General features: G+C 69.9%; 24 protein-coding genes and 1 riboswitch. Of the genes, 4 read left to right on the forward strand and 20 right to left on the reverse strand.

Translation table 11 applies throughout. The annotated features are described in order from the left end of the window. Positions 1 to 2: 2 nt before the first annotated feature. The 3 genes from pnp to CRT23_RS22490 form a co-directional block, all read right to left on the reverse strand. Positions 3 to 2,174: a polyribonucleotide nucleotidyltransferase gene (gene pnp, locus CRT23_RS22480; RefSeq protein ID WP_103711873.1), complete on the reverse strand. Its 2,172-nt coding sequence runs from the start codon at positions 2,172 to 2,174 to the stop codon at positions 3 to 5. A gap of 209 nt (positions 2,175 to 2,383) precedes the next feature. Next, complete coding sequence (gene rpsO / locus CRT23_RS22485) at positions 2,384 to 2,653, reverse strand: 30S ribosomal protein S15 (RefSeq protein WP_055950756.1); 270 nt, start codon at positions 2,651 to 2,653, stop codon at positions 2,384 to 2,386. A 234-nt stretch (positions 2,654 to 2,887) separates the two neighbouring features. After that, positions 2,888 to 3,943 carry a low specificity L-threonine aldolase gene (locus CRT23_RS22490; protein WP_103711874.1) on the reverse strand — a complete coding sequence of 352 codons (1,056 nt, stop codon included), beginning with the start codon at positions 3,941 to 3,943 and terminating at the stop codon, positions 2,888 to 2,890. Positions 3,944 to 4,007: 64 nt separating this feature from the next. Next, a riboswitch (SAM-I-IV-variant riboswitch) is annotated at positions 4,008 to 4,120 on the reverse strand. A gap of 199 nt (positions 4,121 to 4,319) precedes the next feature. Between CRT23_RS22490 and CRT23_RS22495 the strand changes: the two genes are divergently transcribed. Further along, positions 4,320 to 5,795 carry an amino acid permease gene (locus tag CRT23_RS22495; RefSeq protein ID WP_103711875.1) on the forward strand — a complete coding sequence of 492 codons (1,476 nt, stop codon included), beginning with the start codon at positions 4,320 to 4,322 and terminating at the stop codon, positions 5,793 to 5,795. A gap of 236 nt (positions 5,796 to 6,031) precedes the next feature. On the opposite strand, the gene CRT23_RS22500 is transcribed toward CRT23_RS22495, so the two are convergent. From CRT23_RS22500 to CRT23_RS22510, 3 genes are all read right to left on the reverse strand, one after another. Continuing rightward, positions 6,032 to 6,643: a class I SAM-dependent methyltransferase gene (locus CRT23_RS22500; protein WP_103711883.1), complete on the reverse strand. Its 612-nt coding sequence runs from the start codon at positions 6,641 to 6,643 to the stop codon at positions 6,032 to 6,034. A 26-nt stretch (positions 6,644 to 6,669) separates the two neighbouring features. Then, positions 6,670 to 7,917 carry a DUF3419 family protein gene (locus CRT23_RS22505; RefSeq protein ID WP_103711876.1) on the reverse strand — a complete coding sequence of 416 codons (1,248 nt, stop codon included), beginning with the start codon at positions 7,915 to 7,917 and terminating at the stop codon, positions 6,670 to 6,672. A 76-nt stretch (positions 7,918 to 7,993) separates the two neighbouring features. Beyond that, positions 7,994 to 8,803, reverse strand: coding sequence for an exodeoxyribonuclease III (locus tag CRT23_RS22510; protein WP_055950739.1), 810 nt, complete (start codon positions 8,801 to 8,803; stop codon positions 7,994 to 7,996). 166 nt (positions 8,804 to 8,969) lie between these two features. On the opposite strand from CRT23_RS22510, the gene CRT23_RS22515 reads away from it, so the two are divergent. After that, entirely contained in the window at positions 8,970 to 9,722 is a 753-nt protein-coding gene (locus tag CRT23_RS22515; protein WP_055950736.1) for a lysophospholipid acyltransferase family protein, read from the forward strand. A 10-nt stretch (positions 9,723 to 9,732) separates the two neighbouring features. Here the strand turns inward: CRT23_RS22515 and tatC are convergent, their stop codons facing one another. From tatC to argS, 6 genes are all read right to left on the reverse strand, one after another. After that, on the reverse strand, positions 9,733 to 10,533 hold the full coding sequence (tatC, locus tag CRT23_RS22520; protein ID WP_055950733.1) for a twin-arginine translocase subunit TatC: 801 nt from the start codon (positions 10,531 to 10,533) through the stop codon (positions 9,733 to 9,735). Beyond that, positions 10,530 to 11,111, reverse strand: a complete 582-nt coding sequence (gene tatB / locus CRT23_RS22525) for a Sec-independent protein translocase protein TatB (protein WP_055950730.1) — start codon at positions 11,109 to 11,111, stop codon at positions 10,530 to 10,532. The genes tatC and tatB overlap by 4 nt, the downstream gene beginning before the upstream one ends. Positions 11,112 to 11,228: 117 nt before the next feature. Next, the gene (locus tag CRT23_RS22530) at positions 11,229 to 11,486 is read right to left on the reverse strand and encodes a twin-arginine translocase TatA/TatE family subunit (protein WP_055950728.1); all 258 of its coding nucleotides are present in this window, start codon (positions 11,484 to 11,486) and stop codon (positions 11,229 to 11,231) included. Positions 11,487 to 11,721: 235 nt separating this feature from the next. Next, positions 11,722 to 12,729: a beta-N-acetylhexosaminidase gene (gene nagZ / locus CRT23_RS22535; protein WP_103711877.1), complete on the reverse strand. Its 1,008-nt coding sequence runs from the start codon at positions 12,727 to 12,729 to the stop codon at positions 11,722 to 11,724. Between the two features lie 273 nt (positions 12,730 to 13,002). Then, complete coding sequence (locus CRT23_RS22540) at positions 13,003 to 14,472, reverse strand: SPOR domain-containing protein (protein ID WP_103711878.1); 1,470 nt, start codon at positions 14,470 to 14,472, stop codon at positions 13,003 to 13,005. A gap of 30 nt (positions 14,473 to 14,502) precedes the next feature. Then, a complete protein-coding gene (gene argS, locus CRT23_RS22545) occupies positions 14,503 to 16,251 on the reverse strand; it encodes an arginine--tRNA ligase (RefSeq protein ID WP_103711884.1) in 1,749 nt (582 codons plus the stop codon). Between the two features lie 333 nt (positions 16,252 to 16,584). On the opposite strand from argS, the gene CRT23_RS22550 reads away from it, so the two are divergent. Together CRT23_RS22550 and CRT23_RS22555 are read left to right on the forward strand one after the other, a co-directional pair. Further along, positions 16,585 to 17,211 (forward strand): transglutaminase-like cysteine peptidase, encoded by a 627-nt coding sequence (locus CRT23_RS22550; RefSeq protein ID WP_103711879.1) that lies wholly within the window; start codon positions 16,585 to 16,587, stop codon positions 17,209 to 17,211. Between the two features lie 204 nt (positions 17,212 to 17,415). After that, the gene (locus CRT23_RS22555; protein ID WP_055950716.1) at positions 17,416 to 18,102 is read left to right on the forward strand and encodes a transglutaminase-like cysteine peptidase; all 687 of its coding nucleotides are present in this window, start codon (positions 17,416 to 17,418) and stop codon (positions 18,100 to 18,102) included. A 108-nt stretch (positions 18,103 to 18,210) separates the two neighbouring features. Here CRT23_RS22555 and CRT23_RS22560 read toward each other — a convergent pair whose 3' ends face one another. The 8 genes from CRT23_RS22560 to CRT23_RS22595 all read right to left on the reverse strand — a co-directional run bounded on the left by CRT23_RS22560 (position 18,211) and on the right by CRT23_RS22595 (position 25,431). Next, positions 18,211 to 18,540, reverse strand: a complete 330-nt coding sequence (locus CRT23_RS22560; RefSeq protein ID WP_055950713.1) for a hypothetical protein — start codon at positions 18,538 to 18,540, stop codon at positions 18,211 to 18,213. A gap of 143 nt (positions 18,541 to 18,683) precedes the next feature. Then, positions 18,684 to 18,896, reverse strand: coding sequence for a DUF3126 family protein (locus CRT23_RS22565; protein WP_055950709.1), 213 nt, complete (start codon positions 18,894 to 18,896; stop codon positions 18,684 to 18,686). A gap of 168 nt (positions 18,897 to 19,064) precedes the next feature. After that, on the reverse strand, positions 19,065 to 19,922 hold the full coding sequence (cysE, locus tag CRT23_RS22570; protein ID WP_055950704.1) for a serine O-acetyltransferase: 858 nt from the start codon (positions 19,920 to 19,922) through the stop codon (positions 19,065 to 19,067). A gap of 240 nt (positions 19,923 to 20,162) precedes the next feature. Continuing rightward, entirely contained in the window at positions 20,163 to 21,098 is a 936-nt protein-coding gene (locus tag CRT23_RS22575) for a helix-turn-helix transcriptional regulator (RefSeq protein ID WP_280952001.1), read from the reverse strand. 352 nt (positions 21,099 to 21,450) lie between these two features. Then, positions 21,451 to 22,305, reverse strand: a complete 855-nt coding sequence (locus CRT23_RS22580) for a transglycosylase SLT domain-containing protein (protein WP_245436490.1) — start codon at positions 22,303 to 22,305, stop codon at positions 21,451 to 21,453. A gap of 255 nt (positions 22,306 to 22,560) precedes the next feature. Continuing rightward, positions 22,561 to 23,388: a Cof-type HAD-IIB family hydrolase gene (locus CRT23_RS22585; RefSeq protein ID WP_055950694.1), complete on the reverse strand. Its 828-nt coding sequence runs from the start codon at positions 23,386 to 23,388 to the stop codon at positions 22,561 to 22,563. Between the two features lie 16 nt (positions 23,389 to 23,404). Next, positions 23,405 to 23,959, reverse strand: coding sequence for a gluconokinase (locus CRT23_RS22590; RefSeq protein WP_055950691.1), 555 nt, complete (start codon positions 23,957 to 23,959; stop codon positions 23,405 to 23,407). Positions 23,960 to 24,072: 113 nt separating this feature from the next. Next, complete coding sequence (locus tag CRT23_RS22595) at positions 24,073 to 25,431, reverse strand: alpha/beta hydrolase (RefSeq protein ID WP_245436488.1); 1,359 nt, start codon at positions 25,429 to 25,431, stop codon at positions 24,073 to 24,075. Positions 25,432 to 25,792 lie beyond the last annotated feature (361 nt).

The raw sequence follows: 25,792 nt of genomic DNA on the forward strand, positions 1-25,792 counted from the left end.
GCTTACGCCTCCTGGCGGGGTCCGCGGGCGCGGTCCTGCTCGGCGTTGCGCTCGGCCTTGAGCTTCTCGGTGATGTCCTCGCCGGTCTCTTGGTCGACGACCTTCATCGAGAGGCGGATCTTGCCGCGATCGTCCTGACCGAGGAACTTCACCTTGACCTTCTGGCCCTCCTTAACGACGTCCGTCACCTTGGCGACCCGCTGGGCGGCGAGCTCCGAGATGTGGACGAGGCCGTCCTTGGCGCCGAAGAAGTTCACGAAAGCGCCGAACTCCATCGTCTTCACGACCGTGCCATCGTAGATCATGCCCGGCTCGGCCTCGGCCACGATCGAGCGGATCCAGTTGTAGGCGGCCTTGATGGCCTTGCCGTCGCTGGACGCGATCTTCACCGTGCCGGTGTCGTCGATGTTGATCTTGGCGCCGGTCTTCTCGACGATCTCGCGGATCACCTTGCCGCCGGTGCCGATCACTTCCCGGATCTTGTCGGTGGGGATCTGCATCGTCTCGATGCGCGGCGCGTACTCGCCGAGCTCGGGACGGGCGTCGGTCAGGGCCTTCGCCATCTCGCCGAGGATGTGGACACGGCCTTCCTGCGCCTGGTGCAGGGCGACCTTCATGATCTCCTCGGTGATGCCGGCGATCTTGATGTCCATCTGCAGCGAGGTGATGCCGGACTCGGTGCCCGCGACCTTGAAGTCCATATCGCCGAGGTGATCCTCGTCGCCGAGGATGTCGGACAGCACGGCGTAGCGCTCACCCTCAAGGATGAGGCCCATGGCGATGCCCGCCACCGGACGGCGCAGCGGCACGCCGGCATCCATCAGCGACAGCGAGGCGCCGCAGACGGAGGCCATCGAGGAGGAGCCGTTCGACTCGGTGATCTCGGACACGACGCGGATCGTGTACGGGAACTCGTGGGCCGGCGGCAGCACGGGATGCACGGCGCGCCAGGCGAGCTTGCCGTGGCCGATCTCGCGACGGCCCGGGGAGCCCATGCGGCCGGTCTCGCCCACCGAGTAGGGAGGGAAGTTGTAGTGCAGTAGGAAGGTCTCCTTGTAGGTGCCTTCCAGTGCGTCGATGAACTGCTCGTCCTCGCCGGTGCCGAGGGTGGCGACCACGAGGGCCTGGGTCTCGCCGCGCGTGAACAGCGAGGAGCCATGGGCGCGGGGCAGCACCCCGACCTGGGACTCGATCGGTCGCACGGTGCGGACGTCACGGCCGTCGATACGCGAGCCGGTGTCGAGGATGTTCCAGCGCACGACCTTCGACTGCGCTTCCTTGAACGCGGCCTTGACCTTCTCGGCCGGGAAGCGCGCCTCGCCCTCGGCGGGGCAGAGCGCGGCCATCACCTTCGCCTTCACAGCATCGACGGCGGCGTAGCGCTCCTGCTTGACGGTGTTCTTGTAGGCGGCGCGCAGGTCGGCCTCGCAAACCTCGAGCACGGCGGCTTCCACGTCGCCGTTCTCGGGGGCGGAGAAGTTGCGGGGCTCCTTGGCGGCCTTCTCGGCGAGGCGGATGATCGCCTCGATGACCGGCTGGAAGTGCTTGTGGCCGAACATCACGGCGCCGAGCATGACCTCCTCGTCGAGCTCCTTGGCCTCGGACTCGACCATCAGGACGGCGTCCTGGGTGCCGGCGACGACGAGGTCGAGGGTCGAGGCCTCGAGGTCGGCCACGTGCGGGTTTAGGGTGTACTGGCCATTGGTGTAGCCGACGCGGGCGGCACCGATCGGACCCATGAAGGGCACGCCCGACAGGGTCAGGGCGGCGGAGGCCGCGACCATCGCGAGGATGTCGGGATCGTTCTCGAGGTCGTGGGTCAGGACGGTGACGACGACCTGGGTGTCGTTGCGCCAGCCCTCGATGAAGAGGGGGCGGATCGGACGGTCGATGAGGCGGGAGACCAGGGTCTCCTTCTCGGACGGACGGCCCTCGCGCTTGAAGTACCCGCCGGGGATGCGGCCGGCGGCGTAGGCACGCTCCTGGTAGTTCACCGTGAGCGGCAGGAAGTCGATGCCGGCCTTGGGCTCCTTGGCGGACACGACGGTGGCGAGCACCGAGGTCTCGCCGTAGGTCGCCATCACGGCGCCGTCGGCTTGGCGGGCGACCTTACCCGTCTCGAGGACGAGCTTGCGGTCGCCCCACATCAGCTCTTCGCGTTGGATATCGAACATAGTGTCTAGCCTTCCTGCGATCGGGCGAACCCGGCGCCGTCAGGGGCAAGATGGCGGGGGGCGCCGCACGCCGTGCCCCCCGCGATCCTGTCCCCGACGCATCCGCCTTCAAGTCGCCCGGGTCTTCGGGTGGCCGGACCCATTCCGGCCGCCCGAACTGTCAAAACGCGGCCCCGGGCCGGGCCCGGAACCGCATGAGAGTGCTGTGCTTAGCGGCGGATGCCGAGACGCTCGATGAGGCTGCGGTAGCGGGCCTCGTCCTTGCGCTTGACGTAGTCGAGCAGCGAGCGGCGCTGCGAGACCATCTTCAGAAGGCCGCGGCGGGAATGGTTGTCCTTGCCGTGGGTCTTGAAGTGGCCGGTCAGGTTGGTGATCCGCTCGGTCAGGATCGCCACCTGGACCTCCGGAGAACCGGTGTCCTTGCCGCCGGTCGCGTATTCCTTGATGAGCGCGGTCTTGCGCTCTGCCGTGATCGACATCGTAGTGCCTTTCGGTACGGGTTTTCGGAAGGGGCGGCCTCGTCGCGAGGGCCGCGCCACGCTCGTGGAAGGCCGGTGCCGGGATGTCGTCCAGCACGGTCAGACCCACAAGCAGCTTGTGCCCCGGCCCCGTTCGCACGGGTCGGAGCGGCGCGGACCATACACGAAACCCGCTCCGACGCCAGCCCTCGGGGTGTCGCGGTCCCGTACGGGGACGTTGGAAGAGGGAAGCGCTCAGGCCGCGGCGGCCTCGCATCCGGCCACCGCGCGGATGTCCCTTGCGAGCGCCTCGATCCGTGCCGGATCCGAATCCCAGGCGAACATGAAGCGCGCGCCTCCACCGATGAAGGTGTAGAAGCGCCAGCCCCGGGTGCGCAGGGCCTCGAGGTGCTCGGGTGCAGCGCGCAGGAAGACCGCGTTGGCCGCCACCGGGAACATCAGCGCGAAGGCGCTTACGTCCGCCACGGCGGCAGCGAGGCGTTGCGCGCAGGCATTGGCATGGGCGGCGTGGCGCAGCCAGGCACCGCCCTCCAGCACGCCGACCCAGGGCGCCGAGAGGAAGCGCATCTTCGAGGCGAGTTGGCCCGCCTGCTTGCAGCGATAGCCAAAATCCTCCGCCAGGGCGGCATCGAAGAACAGGATCGCCTCGCCCGCCGCCATGCCGTTCTTGGTGCCGCCGAAGCACAGGAGATCGACGCCGGCCTTCCAGGTCATGTCGGCGGGGCTGCAGCCGAGGCTGGCGCAGGCATTGGCAAAGCGCGCTCCGTCCATGTGGAGGCGCAGGCCCAGATCTCGGCATGTGGCGGCGATCGCCCGGATCTCGGCGAGGCTGTAGAGCTGGCCCGTCTCGGTGGGCTGGGTGATCGTGACCACGCGAGGCTTCGGAAAGTGGATGTCCGAGCGACCGGTGGCGACGCTTCGAATCAAGGCCGGGTCCAGCTTGCCGTCGGGGCTCGCCACCACGAGCAGCTTCGAGCCGTTGGAGAAGAACTCGGGCGCGCCGCACTCGTCCGTCTCGACATGGGCCGAGGCCGAGCAGATGACGCTGTGGTAGGACTGGCAGAGGGAGGCCAGGGCCAGGGCGTTGGCAGCCGTCCCGTTGAAGGCGAAAAAGACGTCGGCGGCGTCGGTCTCGAACAGGGTCCTGAAGGCATCGGCGGCCCGCTTCGTCCACGGGTCCTCGCCGTAGGCCGGCACCGAGCCGCGATTGGCCGCGTCCATGGCGGCCCAGGCCTCGGGGCAGATGCCGGCGTAGTTGTCGCTCGCGAATTGCTGGGGCTCGGGGGGCATCGGTCGCTCTCGTCTGGTCAAGGTCCGCATCAGGAGTGCAGCGACTGACCGGATAGAGATATGGCGAAGCCCGTTCGGTTGCCGGTCCGGCCACATCCCCGCCGATTGCCGGAGGGTGCCACCTTGCCCGGGAGAGCAGGTTGGCGTCAGGGATCGCCCCGACTCTTGATGCTGTTCAAGATCTACCAGAGGGGACCGGCGCTGACAACACGGCCAGGTTGCTGCCTGGCGCGAGAGCTGATCCTGGCGAGAAAGTCTGGACTGGTGTTCGGCACGCAGGCCTTGGTGCGGGAGAAGGCCTTGGCGCAGGAGAAGGCCTTGGCGCGGGACTTGCCCCGATTGGCACACGATCCACCGTCATGCGAAGGTCCGGACGATGACGGGCAACCGCCTCACCGCGCGAAAATCCATCGCCGACATCCTGGCGGCCGACGCCGATGGCGATGGGACCTCGCGCCTGCCGCGTTCGCTCTCGGCTTTCGACCTCGTCGCCCTCGGGGTCGGGGCGACCATCGGGGCGGGCATCTTCGTCCTCACCGGTACGGCGGCGGCCAATTATGCCGGTCCGGGCCTGACCCTGTCCTTCGTGCTCGGCGGCATCGCCTGTGGGTTCGTCGCGCTCTGCTATGCCGAACTCGCCGCGATGGTGCCGGTCCCGGGGAGCACCTACACCTACGCCTACGCAACCCTAGGGGAGGTCTGCGCCTGGATCATCGGCTGGGACCTCGTCCTCGAGTACGCCATGAGCGCTGCGACCGTGGCGGTGGGCTGGTCGGGCTATGCCCGCTCGCTCCTCGCCGATGTCGGCCTGCATCTTCCTCCATTCCTCTCGGCGGCGCCCTTCACCCCCCTGCCCGGCGGGGTCGACGCAGGGTTCGACCTGCCGGCGGCGGCCATCATCGGCCTGCTGACCCTGCTCCTCGTGCGCGGCAACCGCGAATCGGCTCGGGTGAACGTCCTAATGGTGGCGATCAAGGTTGCGATCATCCTGGCCTTCATCGGCGTCGGTGCGGCCCACGTGAATGTGGGCCTGTGGTCTCCCCTGGTGCCGGAGAACACCGGCACCTTCGGTGCGTTCGGCTGGAGCGGCGTGCTGCGCGGGGCCGGCGTGGTGTTCTTCGCCTTCATCGGCTTCGAGACGATCTCGACCGCGGCGGGCGAGACGCGCCGTCCCCAACGCGACGCACCGATCGGGCTCCTCGGGTCGCTGGCAATCAGCACGGTGCTCTACGTGGCGGTGGCGGCGGTACTCACCGGCCTCGTCCCCTATCGGGCCCTCGACGTGCCCGACCCCATCGCCAAGGCGGTGGAAGCGATCGGCTTCGGGGCTTTCGCGGTTGCGATCAAGTTCGGGGCGATCCTCGGCCTGACCACGGCGGCGCTCGCTGCCCTCTACGGGCAGGCCCGGATCTTCTATGCCATGGCGCGCGACGGACTGCTGCCGCCGGCCTTCGCGCGGGTGCATCCCCGCTTCCGGACGCCGGCTACCAGTCAGATCACCATCGGTGCCGTGACGGCCCTGGTGGCGGGGCTGGTTCCGATCGACCTTCTGGGCGAACTGGTGAGCATCGGCACACTCTTCGCCTTCGTGGTCATCTGCACCGCCGTCCTGGTGCTGCGCCGGACGGATCCTGGGCGCCCTCGCCCCTTCCGGGTGCCGGGCATGCCGGTGGTGCCGATCCTCGGCATCCTATCCTGCCTCGGGCTGATGCTCGGCCTGCCCGGGGACACCTGGCTGCGGCTCGCCCTATGGCTCGTCGTGGGGCTGGCGATCTATGTCGGCTACGGTCGACGGGCGGCTCGGCTCCGCCGGATGAGCGCGCCGGGACTGCCTGCAGTCCCGGCGCGCTGAATCTTAGGAGTAGTGACGCGGGCTCGGACGGCCGGAATAGCGCCGGCGCAGATAAGAGACGAGCTTCGGGAGCAGGAAGGCGACGAGGAGCTTGCGCATGGGGAAACCTCCGGTTGGGGTGGGCGGCCTGGAAGCCGCCGCGTCGGAAACCCAATGCGGGGTCGCGCCAGGGCGTTCCGCCGAAGCCGGCTGAATCAATCTCTGCGATCGGCGCTCGCCAGGCGGATCCTGCGCCCTCAGCGCGTGATCACCGCGTGCACGCAGTAGCCGCGGAAGCGCTGGTGCACCCGCGCCTCGGCGTCCAGGGTGGTGGCCACGGCCGCCACCGCCTGCGGCAGGGTTGCGCGCGGCGTCACCGCGAAGGCCGCGAGCCATCGGTTGAGGAGGCTGCGGGCGGGGCGGGGCAGGCCCGCCTGATCGCCGAAATCCACCACATGGAGACGTCCGCCCGGTGCGAGGTGTCCGGCGGCCTCGGCCAGCACCCGCTCCCAGGGCGGGATCATCGACAGGGCGTAGGAGATTACGATCCGGTCGAAGCTTGCCCGCCCGAACAGGGCCTCCGGGTCGAAGGCCGTCGCATCCCCGCGCGCGAGGCGAATGCGGGACTCGAGCCCGGCGCGTGCGACGCTGCGGGCGGCCGTGGCGAGCATCGCCGCCGAGACGTCGAGGCCGTGGCAGGCGGCCTCCGGGTAGGTTCGGGCGATGCGCACGAGATTGCGTCCGGTGCCGCAGCCGATCTCCAGCACCGTACCGCCCGCCGGAACGGCGAGGTCCGCGATCGCCCGGTCGCGCCCGAGGAGATAGAATTTGCGGCTGGCGTCGTAGAGGTGGCGCTGGCGCCGGTACATCCGGTCCATCGCCTGCGCGGCATCGCTCACGCGGCCCGCCGACGGTAGAGATGGAAGCCGCCGTAGATGGCGGAGCGGTCGCGGGCCTGTCCTGCGCGGCTCTCGGTCTCGGCATAGTCCCAGGCGGAGAGGATCCCGTCCGGCACCCGGCCCGGCAGGCAGCGCTCGTCGGCGGCCGTGCGGAAGATGACCCGTGCGCCCGGCCGGGCGGTGCGGGTGATCTCGGTCCACAGGGCGGTCAGGTCGGCGTCGCTCATCCAATCCTGCGCGTCGAGGAGCACGTAGGCATCCGCGCTCCTGTCCGGGCTGGCCGCCAGGAACGCCGTCATCGACTGCTGGCGGTAGCTCACGCGTCCGGCCCGGGCCCGCAGGGTCTCGAAGTGGCGCGGCTGCAGGTAGGGCGGCAGGGCCGCGTCCGGACCCGGGGCGTAGCCCCGGCCGAAGGCCTGCCAGGCAAAGTAGTTGTCGGCGAGGTCGAAGTCGCAGGCGAGGCGCTCCAGGCGGTGGCGTAGGACGTCGACCATGCCGCCCGGGTGGTCCTGGGCGAGGGCCTGGTACTGGGCCGGGGGGATCCCGAGGCCGTAGAGGGAGGCCGGGCGCCGGATCAGCCAGCGCACGAGGCGCTTCTCGAACAGCGGCGCCACGTGTGCCGCGAACAGGCTGCGCTGTTCGGCGCGGTCGCGGGCCTTGAGGACGGCGGAGAGGTCGCAGCCGTAGAGCCGGGCCAGCCGATGCCCGGTCCCGATGAAGCGCCCGAGCAGGCCGTGGCGGAAAACGTTCTCGGAGAAGGCTGCGATGCGCCGGCGCCCGTCCAGGCGACGGGCCTCCCAATACGCGCGCGCGGTGGCGTCCAGATGGGGCGCGATTCGCGCATCGTAGGCGGCGATGTTGCCGGCCGTGTCGGCACGCCCGAAGAAGCGCAAGTAGGCTGCCGAATCGGGCAGCCGCATCAGGGCCGCGAGCTTGAGGCGCCCCAGGGCGATGTGCGCGCCGTTCAGATCGACCGCGCTGATCCGCGCCGGATCGGCGGTGAGGTAGGACAGGACGTTGCAGCTGCCCGACGCGATGGCGACGACGTGGTCCTCCGGCCCCAGCGCCAGGGCTTCCAGATCGACCGCCGGATCCTCCCAGATCTGGGGATAGACCAGCCCGCTGAAGGCCAGGGTGAACAGCCGTTCGGACAAGCCGGCGCGGGACAGGGCGCGGCTGCGATGCACGGCCTGGGTCAGGCCGAGGCTGGTTTCGCGGCGGACCGCCCGTGCTGCGGGATTCATGCGGGCTCTCGGACTGTCCATCGGGGATGATGGACGCCGCCCCTACGCCTCGCGCATGACCGGCCGGTGACAGCCCTTAGAGTTCCAGGGTCAGCGTCACCGGCGCATGGTCGGAGGGGCGGTCCCAGCCCCGGACGTGGCGGGCGACCGTCATGTCGCGCACCGTGCCGGCGAGGTCGGAGGAGACCCAGGCATGGTCGAGGCGCCGGCCCTTGTCGGCCGCCGCCCAGTCGGGAGAGCGGTAGCTCCACCACGTGTAGATCTTCGTCGGCTCCGGCACCAGCAGGCGGGCGGCATCGACCCAGCCGGCCTCGCCCCGCAGGGTCTCGAGCCGCTCGGTCTCGATAGGGGTGTGGCTCACCACATCGAGGAGCTGCTTGTGCGACCAGACGTCGTGCTCCAGCGGCGCCACGTTGAGGTCGCCGACCAGGATCGCCGGGCCCGTGACCCGCCGCCCACCCCAGGCGCGCAGTTCGTCGAGGAAGTCGAGCTTGTGCGCGAATTTCGGATTGAGGCCGCGGTCGGGGACGTCGCCGCCCGCCGGCACGTAGAAATCGTGCAGCACGATCCCGGCCGCCTTCCCGGCTTCGGGCCCCAGGACCGCCGAGATGTGACGCGCGTCCTGGCGCTCGCAGAACGCCATCACGTCGCGCGTGAGGAGGGGAAAGCGCGAGAGGATCGCGACGCCGTTATAGCCCTTCTGGCCGGCGAACACGACGTTCTCGTAGCCGGAGCCCCGCAGGGCCTTCAGCGGAAACGCGTCGTCCGGGCACTTCGTCTCCTGCAGGCAGAGCACGTCCGGCTGGGCCTCGGCGAGGAAGCGCAGGACCGAATCGATGCGCAGGCGCACCGAGTTGATGTTCCAAGTGGTGACGGTGAGGCGCACGGCGTTCGGCTCGCGTGAAACTGGAAAATGTTTAAAGGATCGTGCGCGCGTCGGCGCGGCGGGCCGGCATAGACCGGATCGCCGCCGCCGTCGCCGGGGAAATGCCGCGCCTGGGGCTCCTGATCCGCGAGGGATCGCACCCGGGGCGAGATCGAGGGATCGTCACGTGTCGCGCATCCGTTCCGCGCTCTTCAACGCCTACTGGGCCGCCTGGACCGCCCTGTTCATCCTGCCGCTGGCAGTGCTCGCCCTGCTGGGCGCGCCGGCACGGCCGATCCGGGCCTTCACCCGCCTGTGGTCCCGGGGCATCCTGTTCGGCCTCGCCCGCATCGTCGGGCTCACCTATGTCGAGGAGGGCCGCGCCCGCATTCCGGCCGAGCCCTGCCTCATCGTGGCCAACCACCAGTCGGCCTGGGAAACCCTAGCCTTCCTCGTTCTGGTGCCCAACGTCGCCATCGTGGCCAAGCGCGAGTTGGTGGCGATCCCCATCGTCGGCTGGTTCCTGCGCCGCTCGCCGATGATCATCATCGACCGGGCCAACGGCACCCAGGCCCTGCGGGTGATGATCGACGAGAGCCGCGCGGCGATCGCGCAGGGGCGTTCGGTGCTGATGTTTCCGGAAGGCACCCGCGGCGGCATCGCTGAGCCGGTCCAGTTCAAGCGCGGGGTCGAGCTGCTCTACGCCAAGCTCGGCCTGCCCGTGCTGCCGGTGGCGGTGAATTCCGGCCTGTACTGGCCCCATGGCGGCGCCCGCCACAGCCCCGGCGCCGTGACTGTGAGCTACCTTCCGCCCCTGCCCCCGGGGCTGAGCGGCGCTGAGTTCATGCGTGGGACGCAGGGGGCGATCGACGCCGAGCTGAACCGCTGGCGTGATCCTGCCGCGCCCGTCGCCTCGGCCGTGACGGCCGAGGCCCCGTAGGGGCGGCGTTTTACGGGTCGAGCCCCTCGGCCTTGCGCTGGGCGGCTCGACGGCGCTCGACGCGGGCCACCGAGAAGATCGAGGCCTCGTAGAGCAGCAGCATCGGGATTGCGAGCGAGAGCTGCGAGATCACGTCCGGCGGCGTCAGCACGGCGGCGGCCACGAACACCAGGACGATGGCGTAGCGGCGCTTCTCGCGCAGGAACGCCGTGTCGATCACGCCGATCTGCCCGAGCAGGGTCAGGATCACCGGCAGCTGGAAGGCGATGCCGAAGGCAAAGATGAGCGTCATGATGAGCGAAAGGTACTCGTCCACCTTCGGCAGGAGTGCGATCGTCGCCTCGCCGGGCTGGCCGATCTGCTGCAGCGAGACCGAGAACTGGATCAGCAGCGGCATCGCCAGGAAGAACACCACCAGGGCGCCGAGGATGAAGAAGATCGGCGTGGCGATGAGGTACGGCAGGAAGGCCTGGCGCTCGTTGCGATAGAGGCCCGGGGCCACGAAGGCGTAGATCTGCGTAGCGATGACCGGGAAGGCCAGGAAGCCGGCCCCGAACACGCTGAGTTTGATGTTGGTGAACACCTGCTCGAGGAAGTGCGTCGCGATCAGCTTCGCGTTCTCGACACCCACCACGGAGACGTAGGGGTAGACCAGGATGTTGTAGATGTGCCGCGAGAAGAAGAAGCACCCGAAGAACATCACGACGAACGCAGCCAGCGACTTGATCAGCCGCGACCGCAACTCGATGAGATGATCGAGGAGCGGGGCCCGCGAGGCTTCGATCTCGGCTTCGTCGGTCTCGTTGATCATCGGCCGGAATCAAGCTGGGGTTTGGCCGGCGTCTCGGAGTGAGGCGACGCGCTGGGAGCTGGGTCGGGGGAGCCGGGCGGCGGTTCGGCGGTCCAGGCGTGGGTCGCAGCCGGACCGGGCGCCCCCGAAGACGGGTGCGGCGGCAGGTCGGGCAGCGCTTCCACGGGGGCTGGCACGGGGTTTGGCATGTCTCGAACGGGCTCGGACGACGAAGTCTCGCGCTCGGCCAGCTGGTCGGCGACGTTGGCGAGGCCCTGGGTCGGCGAAGGGGTCGTCTTTGTCTCGGTCCGACCGTCGACGGCCCCCTTCAACTCGTCGCGGATGGTCTGCACCGGGTTGAATGTCGGCCCCATCGTGCTCGCCGAGCGCTTGACCCCATCCACCTCGCGGCGGATTTCGTCGAACTCCGCCTCACGGATCGCCTCGTTGAACTGCGACTGGAACTCGCCGGCCATGCGGCGCATCTTGCCGGTGATCTGCCCCACCGTACGCAGGGCCTTCGGCAGATCCTTCGGGCCGATGACGATGAGGGCGACGCCGCCGATCAGCATCACCTCGCCCCAACTCATGTCAAACATGGTGTCGACTGTCCCGCGACCGTGCGCCGTCCATCAACAGCGCGCCGCCCATGGCAGGTCGTGGCGCCCTGCGCCAGACCCGCGATCGGCCGCAGCGCCCGATTCTCGCGTAGGGGATCAGACGACCTTGCGGTCGGCCGACACCGTATTGGCGGTGGCGGGCTCCCCCTGATGGGGCAACGTCCGCACCGGCTCGCCCGCGCTCGGCGGCGGCACGGCCGTGGTGGTCGGCGTCTCGTCCTCGGCCATGCCCTTCTTGAAGGCCTTGATGCCCTTGGCGACATCGCCCATCAGGTCGGAGATCTTGCCGCGACCGAACAGCAGCATCACGATGCCGGCGACGATGATCCAGTGCCAGATACTCATGCTGCCCATGGCAACCTCCCGCGCCGCAGCTCAAACACCGCGCTGCGCCGTCTCGTGTGTCGGTTGAGGGCGAACCTAAGGATCGGGTACCCCGAGCACAAGAAGTGCGGGTGACTCTCGCTCCGTTCCGATCGCCGCATCGCGGGCATGCAAGTTTCCGGCCCGCCGCCGGTTCATAGACCAGCCACGCGCCGTTGTCGCCTCATCCGGCGCGCGGTGCGCAGGATGGCGGGAGAGTGGGAATTCATGCGGCCATCGACAGGGCCGCCGCAAACCGGGCCCGGGCCTCTTGCACGTCGAAGGTGTCGGTCCCGGCGGGCAGGCGGGCCAGGGCAGCCTCGGCCCGACGCAGGGCCGCGCCGGCCAGGGCAGGCGCACCCTCGGCGACGCCCTGCATCTCGTCCGGATCGCCGTTGCAGTGCAGGCCGATATCGACGCCGGCAGCGAAGCAGGCCTCGGTCCGGCCCCGGAACGTGCCCTGGAGGGCGTGCATCGAGAGGTCGTCGGTCATCAACAGCCCGTCGAAGCCGATGGCGCCGCGGATGATGTCGCGAATCACGATGGCCGACTGCGTCGCCGGGTGGGCGGCATCGAGGGCGGTGAGCACCACATGGGCACTCATGGCCATCGGCAGGTCGGCGAGCGCCCGGAAGGGTACGAAATCCTGGGCGCTCAGGGTAGCGAGGTCGGCCTCCACCACCGGCAGGCCCTTGTGGCTGTCGCAGCCGGCGCGGCCATGCCCGGGAATGTGCTTCATGACAGGCAGCACGCCGCCCTGCATCAGGCCCTCCGCAACGGCCCGGCCGATCTCGGCCACGCGGTCGGGCGTGGTGTCGTAGGCGCGGTCGCCGATCACGTCATGGGCTCCGGCCACCGGCACGTCGAGGACAGGGGCGCAGTCGACGTTGATGCCGACGCTGGCAAGGTCATGGGCCATCAGCCGGGCGCCCAGATGCGCGATCGCCGCGGCCGAGCCGTTGAGCCCGCCGAAACGACGCCCCGCCGGATAGGCCGGCCAATGCGGCGGTCCCATGCGCTGAACCCGGCCGCCCTCTTGGTCGATGAGGATCGGGGCGTCCGCGCGGCCGACCGTCTCCCGGAGGGCGTCGGTGAGGGCGCGGACCTCGTCGGGCGTCCCGATGTTGCGCTTGAACAGGATGAAGCCCCAGGGCGCCACGTCCCGGAAGAAGGCGGCCTCCTGCGCCGAGAGGGTCTTGCCGGCGCAACCAAGGATCAGGGCACGGGAGGTCATGATCGGGGACGCATCCTCGGTGGATTGGCTCGGGGAGTGGACTGGCGGGATGGGACGGCCGCCGGAAGGGCTCGGCGACGAATCGACCCCACGCCAATCGGGGCAGGATGCGGCCGGAAAACGTCGAACGGAATGGGGGGTGCACGGGAGAACGCACGCGTGGCCTGGTGGCCACAGGGTGCGATGGGCTCCCGGAAGGCGCCGCGCTCGCCGCCCGGCCGGGCGACCGGGCGCGCGCCGGCGCCCGGTCATTTCAGGGGCCCGGATTGGACCTCAGTTCTTGGCCACGAAGCACTGGCCGCCCGCGCCCTGGAGCTGGGTGCACAGGCTGGTCGCCTCGGTCTTGCCGAGGGGCCCGACACGGACGCGGTAGATCGTCTTGCCGTTGACCTCGGCCTGACGGATCAGGGCCGGCTGGCCGGAGAGCTGGCTGTACTTGCCCTGCATCTGGCGGAAGGCGGCCTGGGCCTCGCTCTCGCTGGTGCGGACGCCGAGCTGGACGGCGTAGCCGCCACCGCCCGCGGAGGGTGCTGCCGCGACGGGCGGCGGGGCGGCGATGGCGGAGGTCGCCTCGGGGGCTACGGCGGCCACGCGCTGGGGCGCCTTGACGCGGGGGGCGGGGGCCGGCGCAGGCTCTGGCGGGGCCGCGGCGGGCGCTTCGGCCACCGGGGTCGTCGCGACCGGAGGCGGCAGCCGGGTCGCGCGCTGGCGCAGGGACGGGCTGGCGCTGGCGCCGTCGCTGGTGGCGCCCGGTAGGGTCATGGTGGGGATCACCGACGGTGTCGTGGCTTCGGCGGACGCCTCGCGCTGGGGCGGCGGTGGGGGCGTATCGGGCTTCACCGAGACCGTACGGACCCGACGGGGCTCACCGAGCGAATCGCCGAGGCCGCCTTGCTGGGCCGGCTGCGGGGCCGCTGCCGGAGCGGCGCTGCCCGGGGTCGCCCCGCCTTCGCCGTTCCCGAGGGCCGCCCGGGCGGCCTGGGCCACGTCGAGGGGCTGCTCCTCGCGGTTGACGATGCGGATCTGGCCATCCTTGGCGGTGCGCTCGTAGATCTGCTTGTTCTGGTCCGGGATCTCGACCCCATCGGATTTCTGCGGTGCGATTTTCAGGGGCGCGGTGTCGGCCAGGATGGTGGGGACGCCGCCGCTGCTGCCGGACTGGCCGTGCAGGCCGCGCCAGGCCAGGGCACCGGTGACGCAGAGGGCGAGGACGCTGAGGCCGGCGCCCACCGATACCAGGCGGTTGCGCTTGCGCGGCCGCTCCAGGGAGCGGACCCGGTCATCGGCGTCGTTGGGGGCGAATTCGGCCGCGTCGGGGTCCGGATAGGCGCCCTGCGAATCGGCATAGGCGCCGTGATCGACGGAGGCGAGATACTGGTCGAAGGCGTCCGTGGGCGAGGCCGGCTGCTGAGCCGCCTGGTGCGCGGGCGCCTGGGCATGAACGGGTGTGTGAGCCTGGACCTGGGCGGAGCGGGCCTGGACCGGACCGTCGCCGAAGCTCGGCTCGATGCGGCCCCGCGCGGCCGCATCGACGCGGGAATCGCGGGCCTGGAGCAGGGCGCGGAACGGATCGTCCTGCCCGACGATGCGGGCCAGTTCGGCCAGGGGGTCGGCCTTGGCCGCAGCCGGAGCCTGGACAGGCGCAACACCCTGGACGGGCACTTGGGCCGGCGCCGGAGGCTGCTGCAGATCCCGCGCAAAGGCGTCGAAATCGACCGTCGCCCGCGAAGCGTTCGTCGTCATGGCAGCATCCCTCTTCACGCCGAGATCACCTCACCGCATTTCGTCCGGCGCGGTGACGCCCAACACCGCGAGGCCGGAGGCGACAACGCCCCGCAACGCCTCAACGAGGGCCAATCGAGCCCGTGTGGAGTTTCGGTCGTCAGGATTAATAAACCGTAATTGCGGCAAGTCTTTGCCTTTGTTCCACAAACCGTGCAGCGACGAGGCCAGTTCATAGAGGTAGAACGCCACCCGATGCGGTTCATGGGCGCCGGCCGCCGCCTCGAGGACGCGCGGGTACTGCGCGATCAGCCGCATGATCTCGACCTCGCTCGGATCGGTGAGGCGCGACAGGTCGGCCTCGCCCAGGAGGCCGGCCCGGGACAAATCCTCGCCCGGCATCGCCTGCGCGGCCTGGCGGAACACCGACACGCAGCGCGCGTGGGCGTATTGCACGTAGAAGACCGGGTTTTCCTTCGACTGCTCCACCACCTTGGCGAGGTCGAAGTCGAGGGTCGCGTCGTTCTTCCGGTAGAGCATCATGAAGCGCACCGGATCGCGCCCGACCTCGTCGACCACCTCGCGCAGGGTGATGAACTCGCCGGAGCGCTTCGACATCTTCACGGGCTCGCCCGCGCGCAGCAGCCGCACCAGCTGGCACAGCTTCACGTCGAGGGTGGCGCGGCCGTCGCTGACCGCCTTCACGGCGGCCTGCATGCGCTTGACGTAGCCGCCGTGATCGGCGCCGAGCACGTCGATGAGGTCGGTGGCGCCCCGGGCGATCTTGGTCCGGTGATAGGCGATGTCGGAGGCGAAGTAGGTGAAGGAGCCGTCCGACTTCAGCAGCGGCCGGTCGACGTCGTCGCCGAACTCCACGGTACGGAACAGGGTCTGCTCGCGATCCTCCCAGTCCTCGGGCAGCTGTCCCTTGGGCGGCGGCAGGCGCCCCTCGTAGACGAGACCCTTCTGGCGAAGCTCCGCCAGCAGGACGGGCACCTCCCCCTTGAGGGTGGCTTCGGAGAAGAACACGTCGTGATGGATGCCGAGCCGGGCGAGGTCGTCGCGGATCAGGTCCATCATCGCCGCGATGGCGAAGGCCCGCACCGTCGGCAGCCACTCCGCCTCCGGCTGGTCGAGGAGGGCACGGCCATGGAGCTCGGCCAGCCGGGCGCCCACCGGCACGAGGTAGTCGCCCGGATAGAGTCCCTCCGGCACCGGGCCGACCGGCTCGCCCAACGCTTCGCGGTAGCGCAGGAAGGCCGAGCGGGCGAGCACGTCGACCTGCGCGCCGGCATCGTTGATGTAGTATTCGCGCGTCACGTCGCGCCCGGCCGCCACCAGCAGGTTGGCCAGGGCGTCGCCGAACACCGCCCCGCGCCCGTGGCCCACATGCATCGGGCCGGTGGGATTGGCCGAGACGTACTCGATGTTGACCCGGCCCCCCGGCATGGCGCCGCGCCCGTAGGCCTCGCCCGCGGTGAGGGCCGCCCGGACGACGGCGTGGAAGGTACCCTGGGCCAGCCGGAGGTTGATGAAGCCGGGGCCGGCGACGCTCGCCTCCGTCACGTCGGGGTCGGCGCGCAGGGCTGCGGCGAGGGTTTCGCCCAGGGCCTTCGGGTTGGTCTTCGCCTCCTTGGCCAGCACCAGCGCGGCGTTGGTGGCCAGGTCGCCATGGCTCGCATCGCGCGGCGGCTCCACCACCACTCGGGCGAGGTCGAGCCCCTCGGGCAGCTGCCCGGATTGGATGAGGGCCTGCACGGCGCCGCGCACGCGGGCCTCGAAGGTGGCGAAGATGTTCATGGTGCCGTAAAATTCCATGTCCGGGGCTCGGCGGGGACGTCCGTCCCGCGGGGAACGCTCCGCCCCCTCGCCCAGGCCGCGGCATAGCAAGGGCGCTCCCGGGTGTCACGGCGGCCCCGCCCGCTCCGCTTCGTGAAGGACCTCTCTGCAAGCACGGTTACCGGCCGGTTGGCGGAACCGCGCCGTTTCGCGCCATCGCCGAGACGGCGCATTCGGCCTGTCGCGCGAGAGCCGCAATCCCGCCGGCGAATCGATAAAATTGCGCGGATCGGCTTCAGCGCGGAACAGGTCCCACGGCGGCACCCTAGCGGCATAGGACGTGAGGACGCCGCCATGGACCGGACGAAGACGATTGCGCTGATCCTGCTCGCGGTGCTGGCCGTCCTGACGAGCGGTCCGTCGTCGGCCCAGACCCTGGCGGCCCTGCCTACGCCCTCACCCGCCGCCCTGACCCTGGCCGAGGCCCGTCCGCTGCCGGCTTGGGCCGCCTTCTGCCAGCTATATGCCGCCGAATGCGCGATCGACGCGAACGAGCCCAACCGCATCGCGCTCACCCCGGCCATCTGGAACACCGTCGTCGCGGTCAACCGTCGCGTGAACAAGTCCCTGCACGCCGTGACGGACCAGGAGCATTGGGGCGTACCGGATCGCTGGGACCTCGCCGAGGACGGTTCGGGCGATTGCGAGGATTACCAGCTGCTCAAGCGCAAGCTCCTGGCCGAGGGCGGCCTGCCGCGCCGGGCGATGCGGATGACGGTCGTCATCGACGAGAAGGGCGAGGGCCACGCGGTGCTGACCCTGGTCACCGACCGCGGCGACTTCATCCTCGACAACAAGACCAGCGAGATCCTGGCTTGGTACCGGACGGGCTACGTCTTCATCAAGCGGGAGTCTGCAGATACGGTGGCATGGGTTTCGCTTGGTGGGGTCACCTCGCCCGTCACCACCGCCAACCGCTGAGCATCTCGGCGGAGACCGAACGGGCTCGAGAGCACCGGCCGTTCCGGTGGCGCGGCACGATCCGTCGGCATCCTCACGTCGCACGAACCTGTGTGGAACCAATGCGCCCCAGTGCGCGTTAACGCGGGTTTAACTTTCCGATTGAGCCCGGATCGTTCCCGTGTAAACCTTATCGCTCCACCAGGGGATGGCAGGGCGACCGGCATGCGGCACGCGAGACTGCGAAGCGTCGAGGGACTGCCGCACGGGCCGCGCGGAAGACTTTGGCGACGCTTCGCCCGCACGCTGCAGTTCGGCCTCGTCGGGACCATCCTGCTCATCGGTGGCGCCAGCACCGAGGCCCAGACCGTCGCGGCCTTGCCCGATGCCTCGGCCCTCGAGGAAGGCGTCCCGGCCCGCCCCGTCGCCGCCTGGACCGCCTTCTGCGCCCGGATGCCCGCCGAATGCGCCGTCGACACGACGCAGCCCGCCGTTATCGCCCTTACGCCGCGCATCCGCGACCTGCTCAACCGGGTCAACCGACGGGTCAATGCCCGGATCAAGCCGATCACCGACCTCGCCCATTGGGGGGTCGTCGACCGCTGGGATTATCCCGACGACGGCTTCGGCGACTGCGAGGACTACCAGCTCCTCAAGCGCCGGATGCTCGTGGAGCGCGGCCTTCCGCGCCGGGCCCTGCGGATGACCGTGGTCATCGACGAGATCGGCGAGGGCCACGCGGTGCTGATGGTCCGCACCGATCGCGGCGACCTGATCCTCGACAACAAGACCAACGCGGTCCTGTCCGGCCCCCGCACCGGCTACACCTTCATCAAGCGCGAGGGGCAGGACGGTTTGGCCTGGGTCACCCTGAATGGCGGGGCGTCCCCGGTGGCCACCGCCAATCGCTGAGGGCGGATCCCGCCATCGCTGTACGCGCGAAAGGCCGCCTCCAGGGCGGCCTTTCGTGTATCGGCGGTCCAGATGTTGGCCGGGACCTCGGAACAGGAAGGCGTGTGCTCAGACGCCCGCGATCAGGTGAGCGAGGTCAAGGGCGACGCGGCCCGACATCAGGCTCCAGCCGCAGGCGATCATCGTGGCGATCATCACAAAGGGGATCGGGCGGCGCTCCAGTCGGCGGCCGCGGACGGTGTTGCGCAGAATGATGAAGGGCGCGCCGAAGGCCAGCATCGGCAGGGCCGCCACGGCCGTCACGCCGCCGCGCTCAAGCAGGCTGAAGCTCGCGCGACGCTCCGTGAACAGTTCGAAGGCGCTGGCGAGCAGGCCCGAGAGGGCGAGGCCGACGCAGAGGGTCTGCAGGGAGTCGAGGGCCGAGGGGCTGAGGGTCATGACGCGAACGCTCCACCATCGAGAGGCGATGTGGCGTCCACTGTGCCGCGTCGTTTACGAAACGTTAAGGGTTTCCTGCCGTCAGGGTTAAATCCACGCACAGGCCGGTGCGACCTGCAGGGCCCCGCGGCAGGTGGGAGCCCTCAGTCTTCGAGGTCGATGTCCAGGATCGCCATGGCGAAGTTGAACGAGCGGTCGCCGTCCTCGTCGTCGACCGAGACCACGCCCAGGAACTCCTCGCCGATATAGACCTCCGCCGAATCGTCCTTTTTGGGACGGGGAACGAGGCGGATGTTGGTGTTGGCGAAGGTCCGGCGGAGGTAATCCTGCACCTTCACAATGTCGGTCTTGTTCACGCTGATCGCCTCTCGCGTTCGAGTCGTTTTCCGGCTCATCGCCAGTCGCGCGCGGCGGCCTCGTGAGCCTGCCGGCGGCGGCCGGGGCCGGGCTGGCCCCCGCTTGCCACGCCATCGGGGGATGGGCAAGCGGGGCTCCGAGCCGATATCGGCATGCCGGGGGCGCCGTTAGATGCCCTCGGCCATGTGGATGAACTGATCCATGGCGACGAGCTGGTCCATGGCCCGCGACGGCTCGGCGCAGCCGGCGGTGCCGACAACGCGGGCGGGAACACCGACCACGGTGGTGTTGGCCGGCACCGGGCGCAGCACCACCGAACCGGCAGCGATGCGGGCGCAGGCCCCGACCTCAATGTTGCCCAGGATTTTGGCACCGGCGCCGATCATCACGCCGTGGCGGATCTTGGGGTGACGGTCGCTGCCCTGCTTGCCGGTGCCCCCCAGGGTAACGGCGTGGAGGATCGAGACATCGTCCTCGATCACCGCCGTGGAGCCGACCACGAGGCCGGTGGCATGGTCGAGGAAGATGCCGCGCCCGATCCGGGCCTGCGGATGGATGTCGGTCTGGAACACCTCCGAGGACCGGCTCTGGAGGTAGAGTGCGAGGTCGCGCCGTCCCGCCGTCCAGTACCAGTGGGCGAGGCGATGCGCCTGGATCGCGTGGAAGCCCTTGAAGTACAACACCGGTTCGATGGCCCGGCTGGTGGCGGGGTCCCGATCGAGCACCGCGGCGATGTCGGCGCGAAAATCCTGGCCGAGGCTCGGCTCGGCGGTGATCGCCTCGAAGAAGCCGTGGGCGATGAGCTCGGCCGGCAGGGAGGCGTGTCCGAGGCGGGCCGCCACGCGGTGCGCCACGGCGCCCTCCAGCGAGGTATGATTGAGGACCGTCGCCACGATGAATGAGGCGAGTTGCGGCTCCTCGCGGACGATCGCCTCGGCCTCGGCCCGCAGGCGCGCCCAGATCGGATCGCACACCGCCAGCGGTTCTGCGCCTTTCGCGGCGATGGGGAAGGGGCTGGCGGACATCGGGTCCTCCTCTGGGCCGGGCGCGTCGCGGCGGGCCGGCGTATACCGCGAGTCGACGTGGAGGTCGTGCCGCGTCGGCGGGATCCTGCCCCGCCCCGCGCCGCTCCAGTAGGGTATGTCTGTCGTCACGCGGGCCGGCAGAACAAAACCGCTCCGGACCGCATGTCCCATAGCTTGGTGTGCATCGCACGCCCGATCAAGGCCGCGCGGCGACCGACCCGATCGCGCGGGCCGCGACCGTCAGGCGCTGCGGCGGTGATCGAGGGTGCCGAAGCGCGCCTCGATGGCTTCGGCGAGGCGGTCGACCATGACGTCGACGGGCACGTCGGAGGTGTCGACGACCGACGAGGCGCGGGCGTAGAGGGGCTCGCGGCTGGCCAGGACGGCGCGCAGTTCCTGCATGGCCGAGGGGTGGTCGCCGGTGGTGGTGAGTTCGCCCTGGTCGCGCACGCGCTGCATGTGCTCCTCGGGCCGGGCCCGCAGCCAGATCGTGAAGAAGGCCTGGAGCAGCAGGTCGTAGGTCAGAGGTTCCGCGACGATGCCGCCGCTGGTCGCCAGCACGAGGGGCCCGGGATGCTCGGTGAGCCGGCGCAGGGCCGCCTGCTCCAGGCGGCGATAGCCCTCCTGTCCGTAGATCGCGAAGATCTCCTTCACCGAGAGTGCGTTCTCGCGCTCGATCTCGGCGTTGAGTTCGACGAAGGTCCAGCCCAGGCGATCGGCGACCCGGCGGCCGAGGGTCGATTTCCCGGCGCCGCGCAGGCCGATCACCGCGACGCGCGGCTGTGGCGCCTCGCCGCTGGCCGAGGACTGGCCCGACAGGATGCCCTTGGCCAGGGCGATCTGCTCCGGCGACGCGTTGCCGAGGAGATCGCGGATCACGTGCCAGTCCGGCAGGGTCTCCTGCCCGGCGATCAGGTCGTCGAGGCGCACGCCCATGGCGTTGGCGACCCGGCGCAACAGGATGATCGAGACGTTGCCCTGCCCGCTCTCGAGCTGCGCGATGTAGCGCTCCGACAGACCGGAGGTCTGCGAGAGGAGCTTGCGCGACAGGCCCCGCACGGTCCGGGCATGACGAACCCGCCGGCCGAGATCAGCCAGGAAGGTCGATTCTTGTTCTACCGCGCCGGCCATGCCGTCGTCCGTTTCCTCGGTTCGCGGTCGGGCCGAAGCCCACACGCAGGTTGCCACAACAGGCGGTCGATCCCGGAGCTAGGCTCACGGATGTGGAAATATTATGCCCAGATTCGGCGTTTCGAATGTGTTAAAAAGCAACAATCCGAAGATCCGACGTCGGAACAACGCTCCTGGGTCGTTGCGATGATCGTGCCGAACCACGCCGAAGCCCGGCGCTTCGCATTGCACCATGTGAGGCGAGGCGCGCTCCGACGCAAGCGGTCACGGCCACCAGAACGGGGGAAACCCGGAGAATCAGCCGGGGGATGTTCCTCGAAACCGTGACGGCAGGGCCGGACCGGCACCCGGCTTGTGCGCAAACGCCGCGTGGGGGGAGCGTGCGAGCGGAGACGGCCTACTGCGCGGCGGGCGGCAGGGCCGAGGCCTCGAGCACGGTGCCGGCCACCGGCGCCTTCTTCGCCACCACCGGCCGGTTGACCGCGGCGAGGGCCAGCGCAGACGGACGGCGCGGCGGCAGCGGAACCTCGATCGCCTCCGTGAAGACGGCGTCGACCTGGGCGGCCGCCTGGGTCATGCCCGGGACGATGCCGGGATGGGGGCTGATGGCCGCCGCGGAGGCTGGGGCCGCGGCGTCGGCCGGTGCCAGGGCCGCGACCTCGACCGCGCCGAGTCCGGCGAGGGCGGCGGGCCTGCGCGGCGGCAGCGGCACCGCGACGGTCTCGGTGGGAACGCCATTTGCGGTGGGGCTGGGCGCGTAGGCGAGCGCGGTGTTCGCGGCGATGACGGCGGGGCTGTCGGCGCGGGCGAAGGCGTTGGAGAAGGCCTCGCCGGATCTCGGCGTCTCGAGATCGTCGGGGACGCTGGTCTCGATGCCGAGGCGCTTGGCGGCGTAATAGTAGCCTCGATTGTAGAAATTATAGGCCTGGGCGATGTCCCCCTTGGCGGCCCGGTAGGCGCCGGCGAGGTAGGCGATGCCGTAGCGGAGGTTCACCCGCGGGTCGAACAGGCCCGCCGCATCCCCCTGGTAGCCGAGGCCCCGGGCGGTCGCATGCTTGATCTGCATGAGCCCGAGGGCGCTGCCGCCCTTCGCGTTCGGGTTGTAGTTGCTCTCGCGCTTGACGACCTGATGGACGAAGCTCGACGGCACCCCGTTGGCCTTGGCCTGCTGCTCGATCAGCGCATCGATGTTGTCCCGTGCCGCCGTGCCCTGGGCCAGGGCCGCGCCGGGCGGGAGCATCCCGCACGGCATGGCGACCGCGGCGACGGCGAGGAGCAGGAAGCGCTGGTTCATCGGAGACCCGGATCGTCCTTGTTCTTGGACGGTCAAGGTCCGGGCGAATTGAGGCCGGAAAGCGGCTCGGGCGGGTCGAGCGTGACCGTTTCCCCATGTGCTGTGTCGCACATGGCACAGTCGCCGCAGCCCGGTCTGGATTGTGTCTGAAGCGATTCGCCAATGTTGCCAAGGGCCTCGCGGTGCCGTGCGGCCGGCGGGGCAAAGGCTGCCTCAGCGTCGCAAAATGAATTCGTCGATGGCTTTTGCGAAGCCGTCCGCGTCGTTCGTGGCCGTGACGGCCCGCGCCGCGGCCTGGACCGCCGGCGCGGCGTTGCCCATCGCCACCGAGAATCCGCTGCGGGCGAACATCGGCACGTCGTTGGCGGCGTCACCGAGGGTTGCGATCCGGGATCTGTCGATCCCGAGGTGCCGGCTCATGGCATCGACGAAGGCGGCCTTGCCGGAGCCGGGGGGCGTCACGTCGAGATAATAGGCCTGGGAGCGATGGACGTCCGCCCGTCCCGCCAACGCCGCGGCGGTCTCCGCCTCACAGGCCTCCAGCTGCGCCGCATCGGCACTGACGCCGACGATCTTGGCGGCCTGGTCCAGGAGCGGTTCGAGATCCGCGACCACGTTCGGCTCGGCCTGCAGGGTCCGGCGCTCGAGGTCGGTATAGGGCCCGTGCGGATCGGTGAGGTTCCACTGCCCACGGGCGAACACCCAGGTGTCGAGACCGGCCTCGGCGAAGCGCCGCACGGCCGCGCGGGCGGCCTCGGCCGGGATCAGCGTCTCGGACAGGAGGCTGAGATCGGGGGCGACCAGGGTGCTGCCGTTGAAGGCCCCCATCGGCAGGGTGAGCCCGAGTTCGGCCACCAGCGACTTCAGGCCCACGGGCGGTCGGCTCGACGCGATGGTGAAGGCGATGCCCGCCGCCTCCAGCCGCCGCACGGCCGCCCGGGTCGCGGGCGTCAGGCTCTTGTCGGTGGTCACCAGGGTGCCGTCCACGTCCGAGATCACCAGGGCAATCGCGGCGGGGGTCGGTTCGGAGGACAGGGGCATGGAATCCGGAGGGGGCTCAGGGTTGCGGGGCACCCTCCCCCAATCCCAACCGGGCCACGATCGTTGCGACGATGGCCTCGGGGGGCGCATCGACGCCCACCGCCACCGCGTTCTCCTCGGGGGCCGGCGGCTCCAGGATGGCGAACTGGGTGTCGAGAAGGCCTGCCGGCATGAAGTGCCCCTGCCGGCGCGCGAGGCGCCCCTCGATCAGGGTGCGGTCGCCCTCCAGGTAGACGATCCGGACTTCCGCGCGGCCGCGCACCAGCACGTCGCGATAAGCCCGCCGCAGGGCCGAGCAGACCACCACGCCGGTCGCCCGCTGCTGCAGCTGCGTGTCGATCCAGGCGCCGATCGCCGCGAGCCAGGGGGCGCGGTCGTCGTCGTCAAGGGGGTGTCCTGCCCGCATCTTGGCCACGTGCTCGGGGCTATGGAAGCTGTCGCCGTCGACGAAGGTCCAGCCGAGGCGCTCGGCGAGGCAGGACGCCACCGTGCTCTTGCCCGATCCCGAGACGCCCATCACCACGAGGACCATGGGCCTGCCGCCCGGTGCGGGAGTCTGGCCTGATGACATCGTGCATCCCTTCCTGGTGGCCGCCTCGGATAAGGCGGCCACGGCCTCATAGCAGGCCGTGGCGCCTGGAGGCTGTGCGGAAACATGCCCGGCGAGGGCGGGTTTCCCCGCTCTCAGGAGGCGAGCGGGGTGCTCGGACAGGCGCCGGGCGAACCGGGATTTGGCAAGGCGGGACTTGGAAAGGCGGGATTTGGCGAGGCGGGATCGGTCGAGACGGGACCGGGCAGAGCGGGATCGAGCGCCCGCTCGCGCAGCCGTTGCGGGCCCAGGGTCATCGCGAAGAAATCGTAGTACCCGCGCCGGTCGTTGGCGAGGAGGAACTGGAAGTGCATCCGGAACGGACGCCAGCGCACCTTCCGGTAGGTCTCGGTGCTGATGATCTCGCGGAACCGGGCCGAGCGCACCAGGGGGTTGGCGACCGTCCGGCCCTGAAGGTCGAGCGTCAGGTGCACCACCGGGTTGAAGCCGGGGAAGTTCATCCAGTCCTGGGGGGCCTGGAAGTCGGCCCAGACGAGGCGCTGCGAGGTCACCAGACTGGCGATCTCGCAGCGCAGCCCCTTCGCCATGCCCTGCATCGCCACCAGGGGCAGGCCGGACCCCAGGGTGACGAGGGCGAGCGTGGTCGCTCCGGTGCCGAGATGCGGATCGCGGGCGAGCACCCGGGCGGTCACCTCCACCGCGCTCAGGGCTCCCGAGGAATGGCCGAGGATCAGGATCTCGTCGAGCGGGTCGCTGGCCGCCAGGGCGGTGCAGCGCGCGAGGACATGCCCGGCGAAGGCCTCCAGCCGGCGCTCGTAATCCGGCCGTCGGCCCTGTCCGTGCTGCCAGTTGAAGACCCAGTCGTTCAGGAGCTGCCAGAAGAAGATCCGGTTGAGAAAAGCTTCCATCGCCTTGATCCAGGCGAGGCCGATGAGGAGGCCTGCCGGCAGCGTCACCCAGAGCGGCCACCCGAGGCTGTGCCCGAAGGCCGTCCCCAGATGGGCATGCACGAAGGCGGCGATGGCCAGGGTGCACAGGGCGAGGAGCAAGACCATCACCAGCGGATAGAGGATGACGTTGCCGTACTTCCAGTTCAGCCGGTAGAATCGCAGCATCAGGCCGGAGACGATGGTCTGGAGCGTCCCGAAGACCAGGAGGGCGACGCTGACCGGACGCCGGCGCCGGAAGTCGTCGCGGACGATGTCGTCCCAGAGGAGCACGTCGTAGGTGGTCTCGGCGCCCTGCGTGGCGGGCTGGCCGGCCACGCGCCAGCTCTGAACCAGCCCGTCGGCGCTGAGATTCGCGCCGGAGACCGTGCGTTTCGGCTCTCCGAAGCGCTTGGCGTAGCGGGCCAACTCGCGCACGAACAGCATTCGATAGCGGCTGCTGCCCTCAGGATCGTAACCCGGAAGATAAAAGACATGCCGTCGTCGGACCGGCCCCGGAACACCCTGGGCTAGTCCAGGAGGTGTGTAGTCGAACGACGTTGTCATCGGATCCGATTCGGCCGAAACCCAGGTTTGGCAAATCAAGAGTTGCCGTCCCGACGAGAGCGCACATCGCGTTGCTCCTTTCAAGTATCGTGTCGGACACGATTTTTTGGGATAGACGTGGGTAGTGGGGACGACGGGCGGGTGACGGGCGCTCACCGCGAGACTGTGTCCCGGCCGCCACGGACAGCGACCCGGCGATGGTCTAGGCAGCCCATGAGAGAAACCGACAGGCGATCCTGCATGCGCGCACTGCCTTTGGCCCTCTGCACCGTTCTGGGCACCGCCCTGACGGTGTCGGGCTGCTCGTCGCTCCTCCCTGCGGCCGGACCGACGACGGGTGCGGTGGTGGAGGGGGCCGACA

This window comes from Methylobacterium sp. V23 (assembly GCF_002917135.1).
GTDB lineage: Bacteria > Pseudomonadota > Alphaproteobacteria > Rhizobiales > Beijerinckiaceae > Methylobacterium.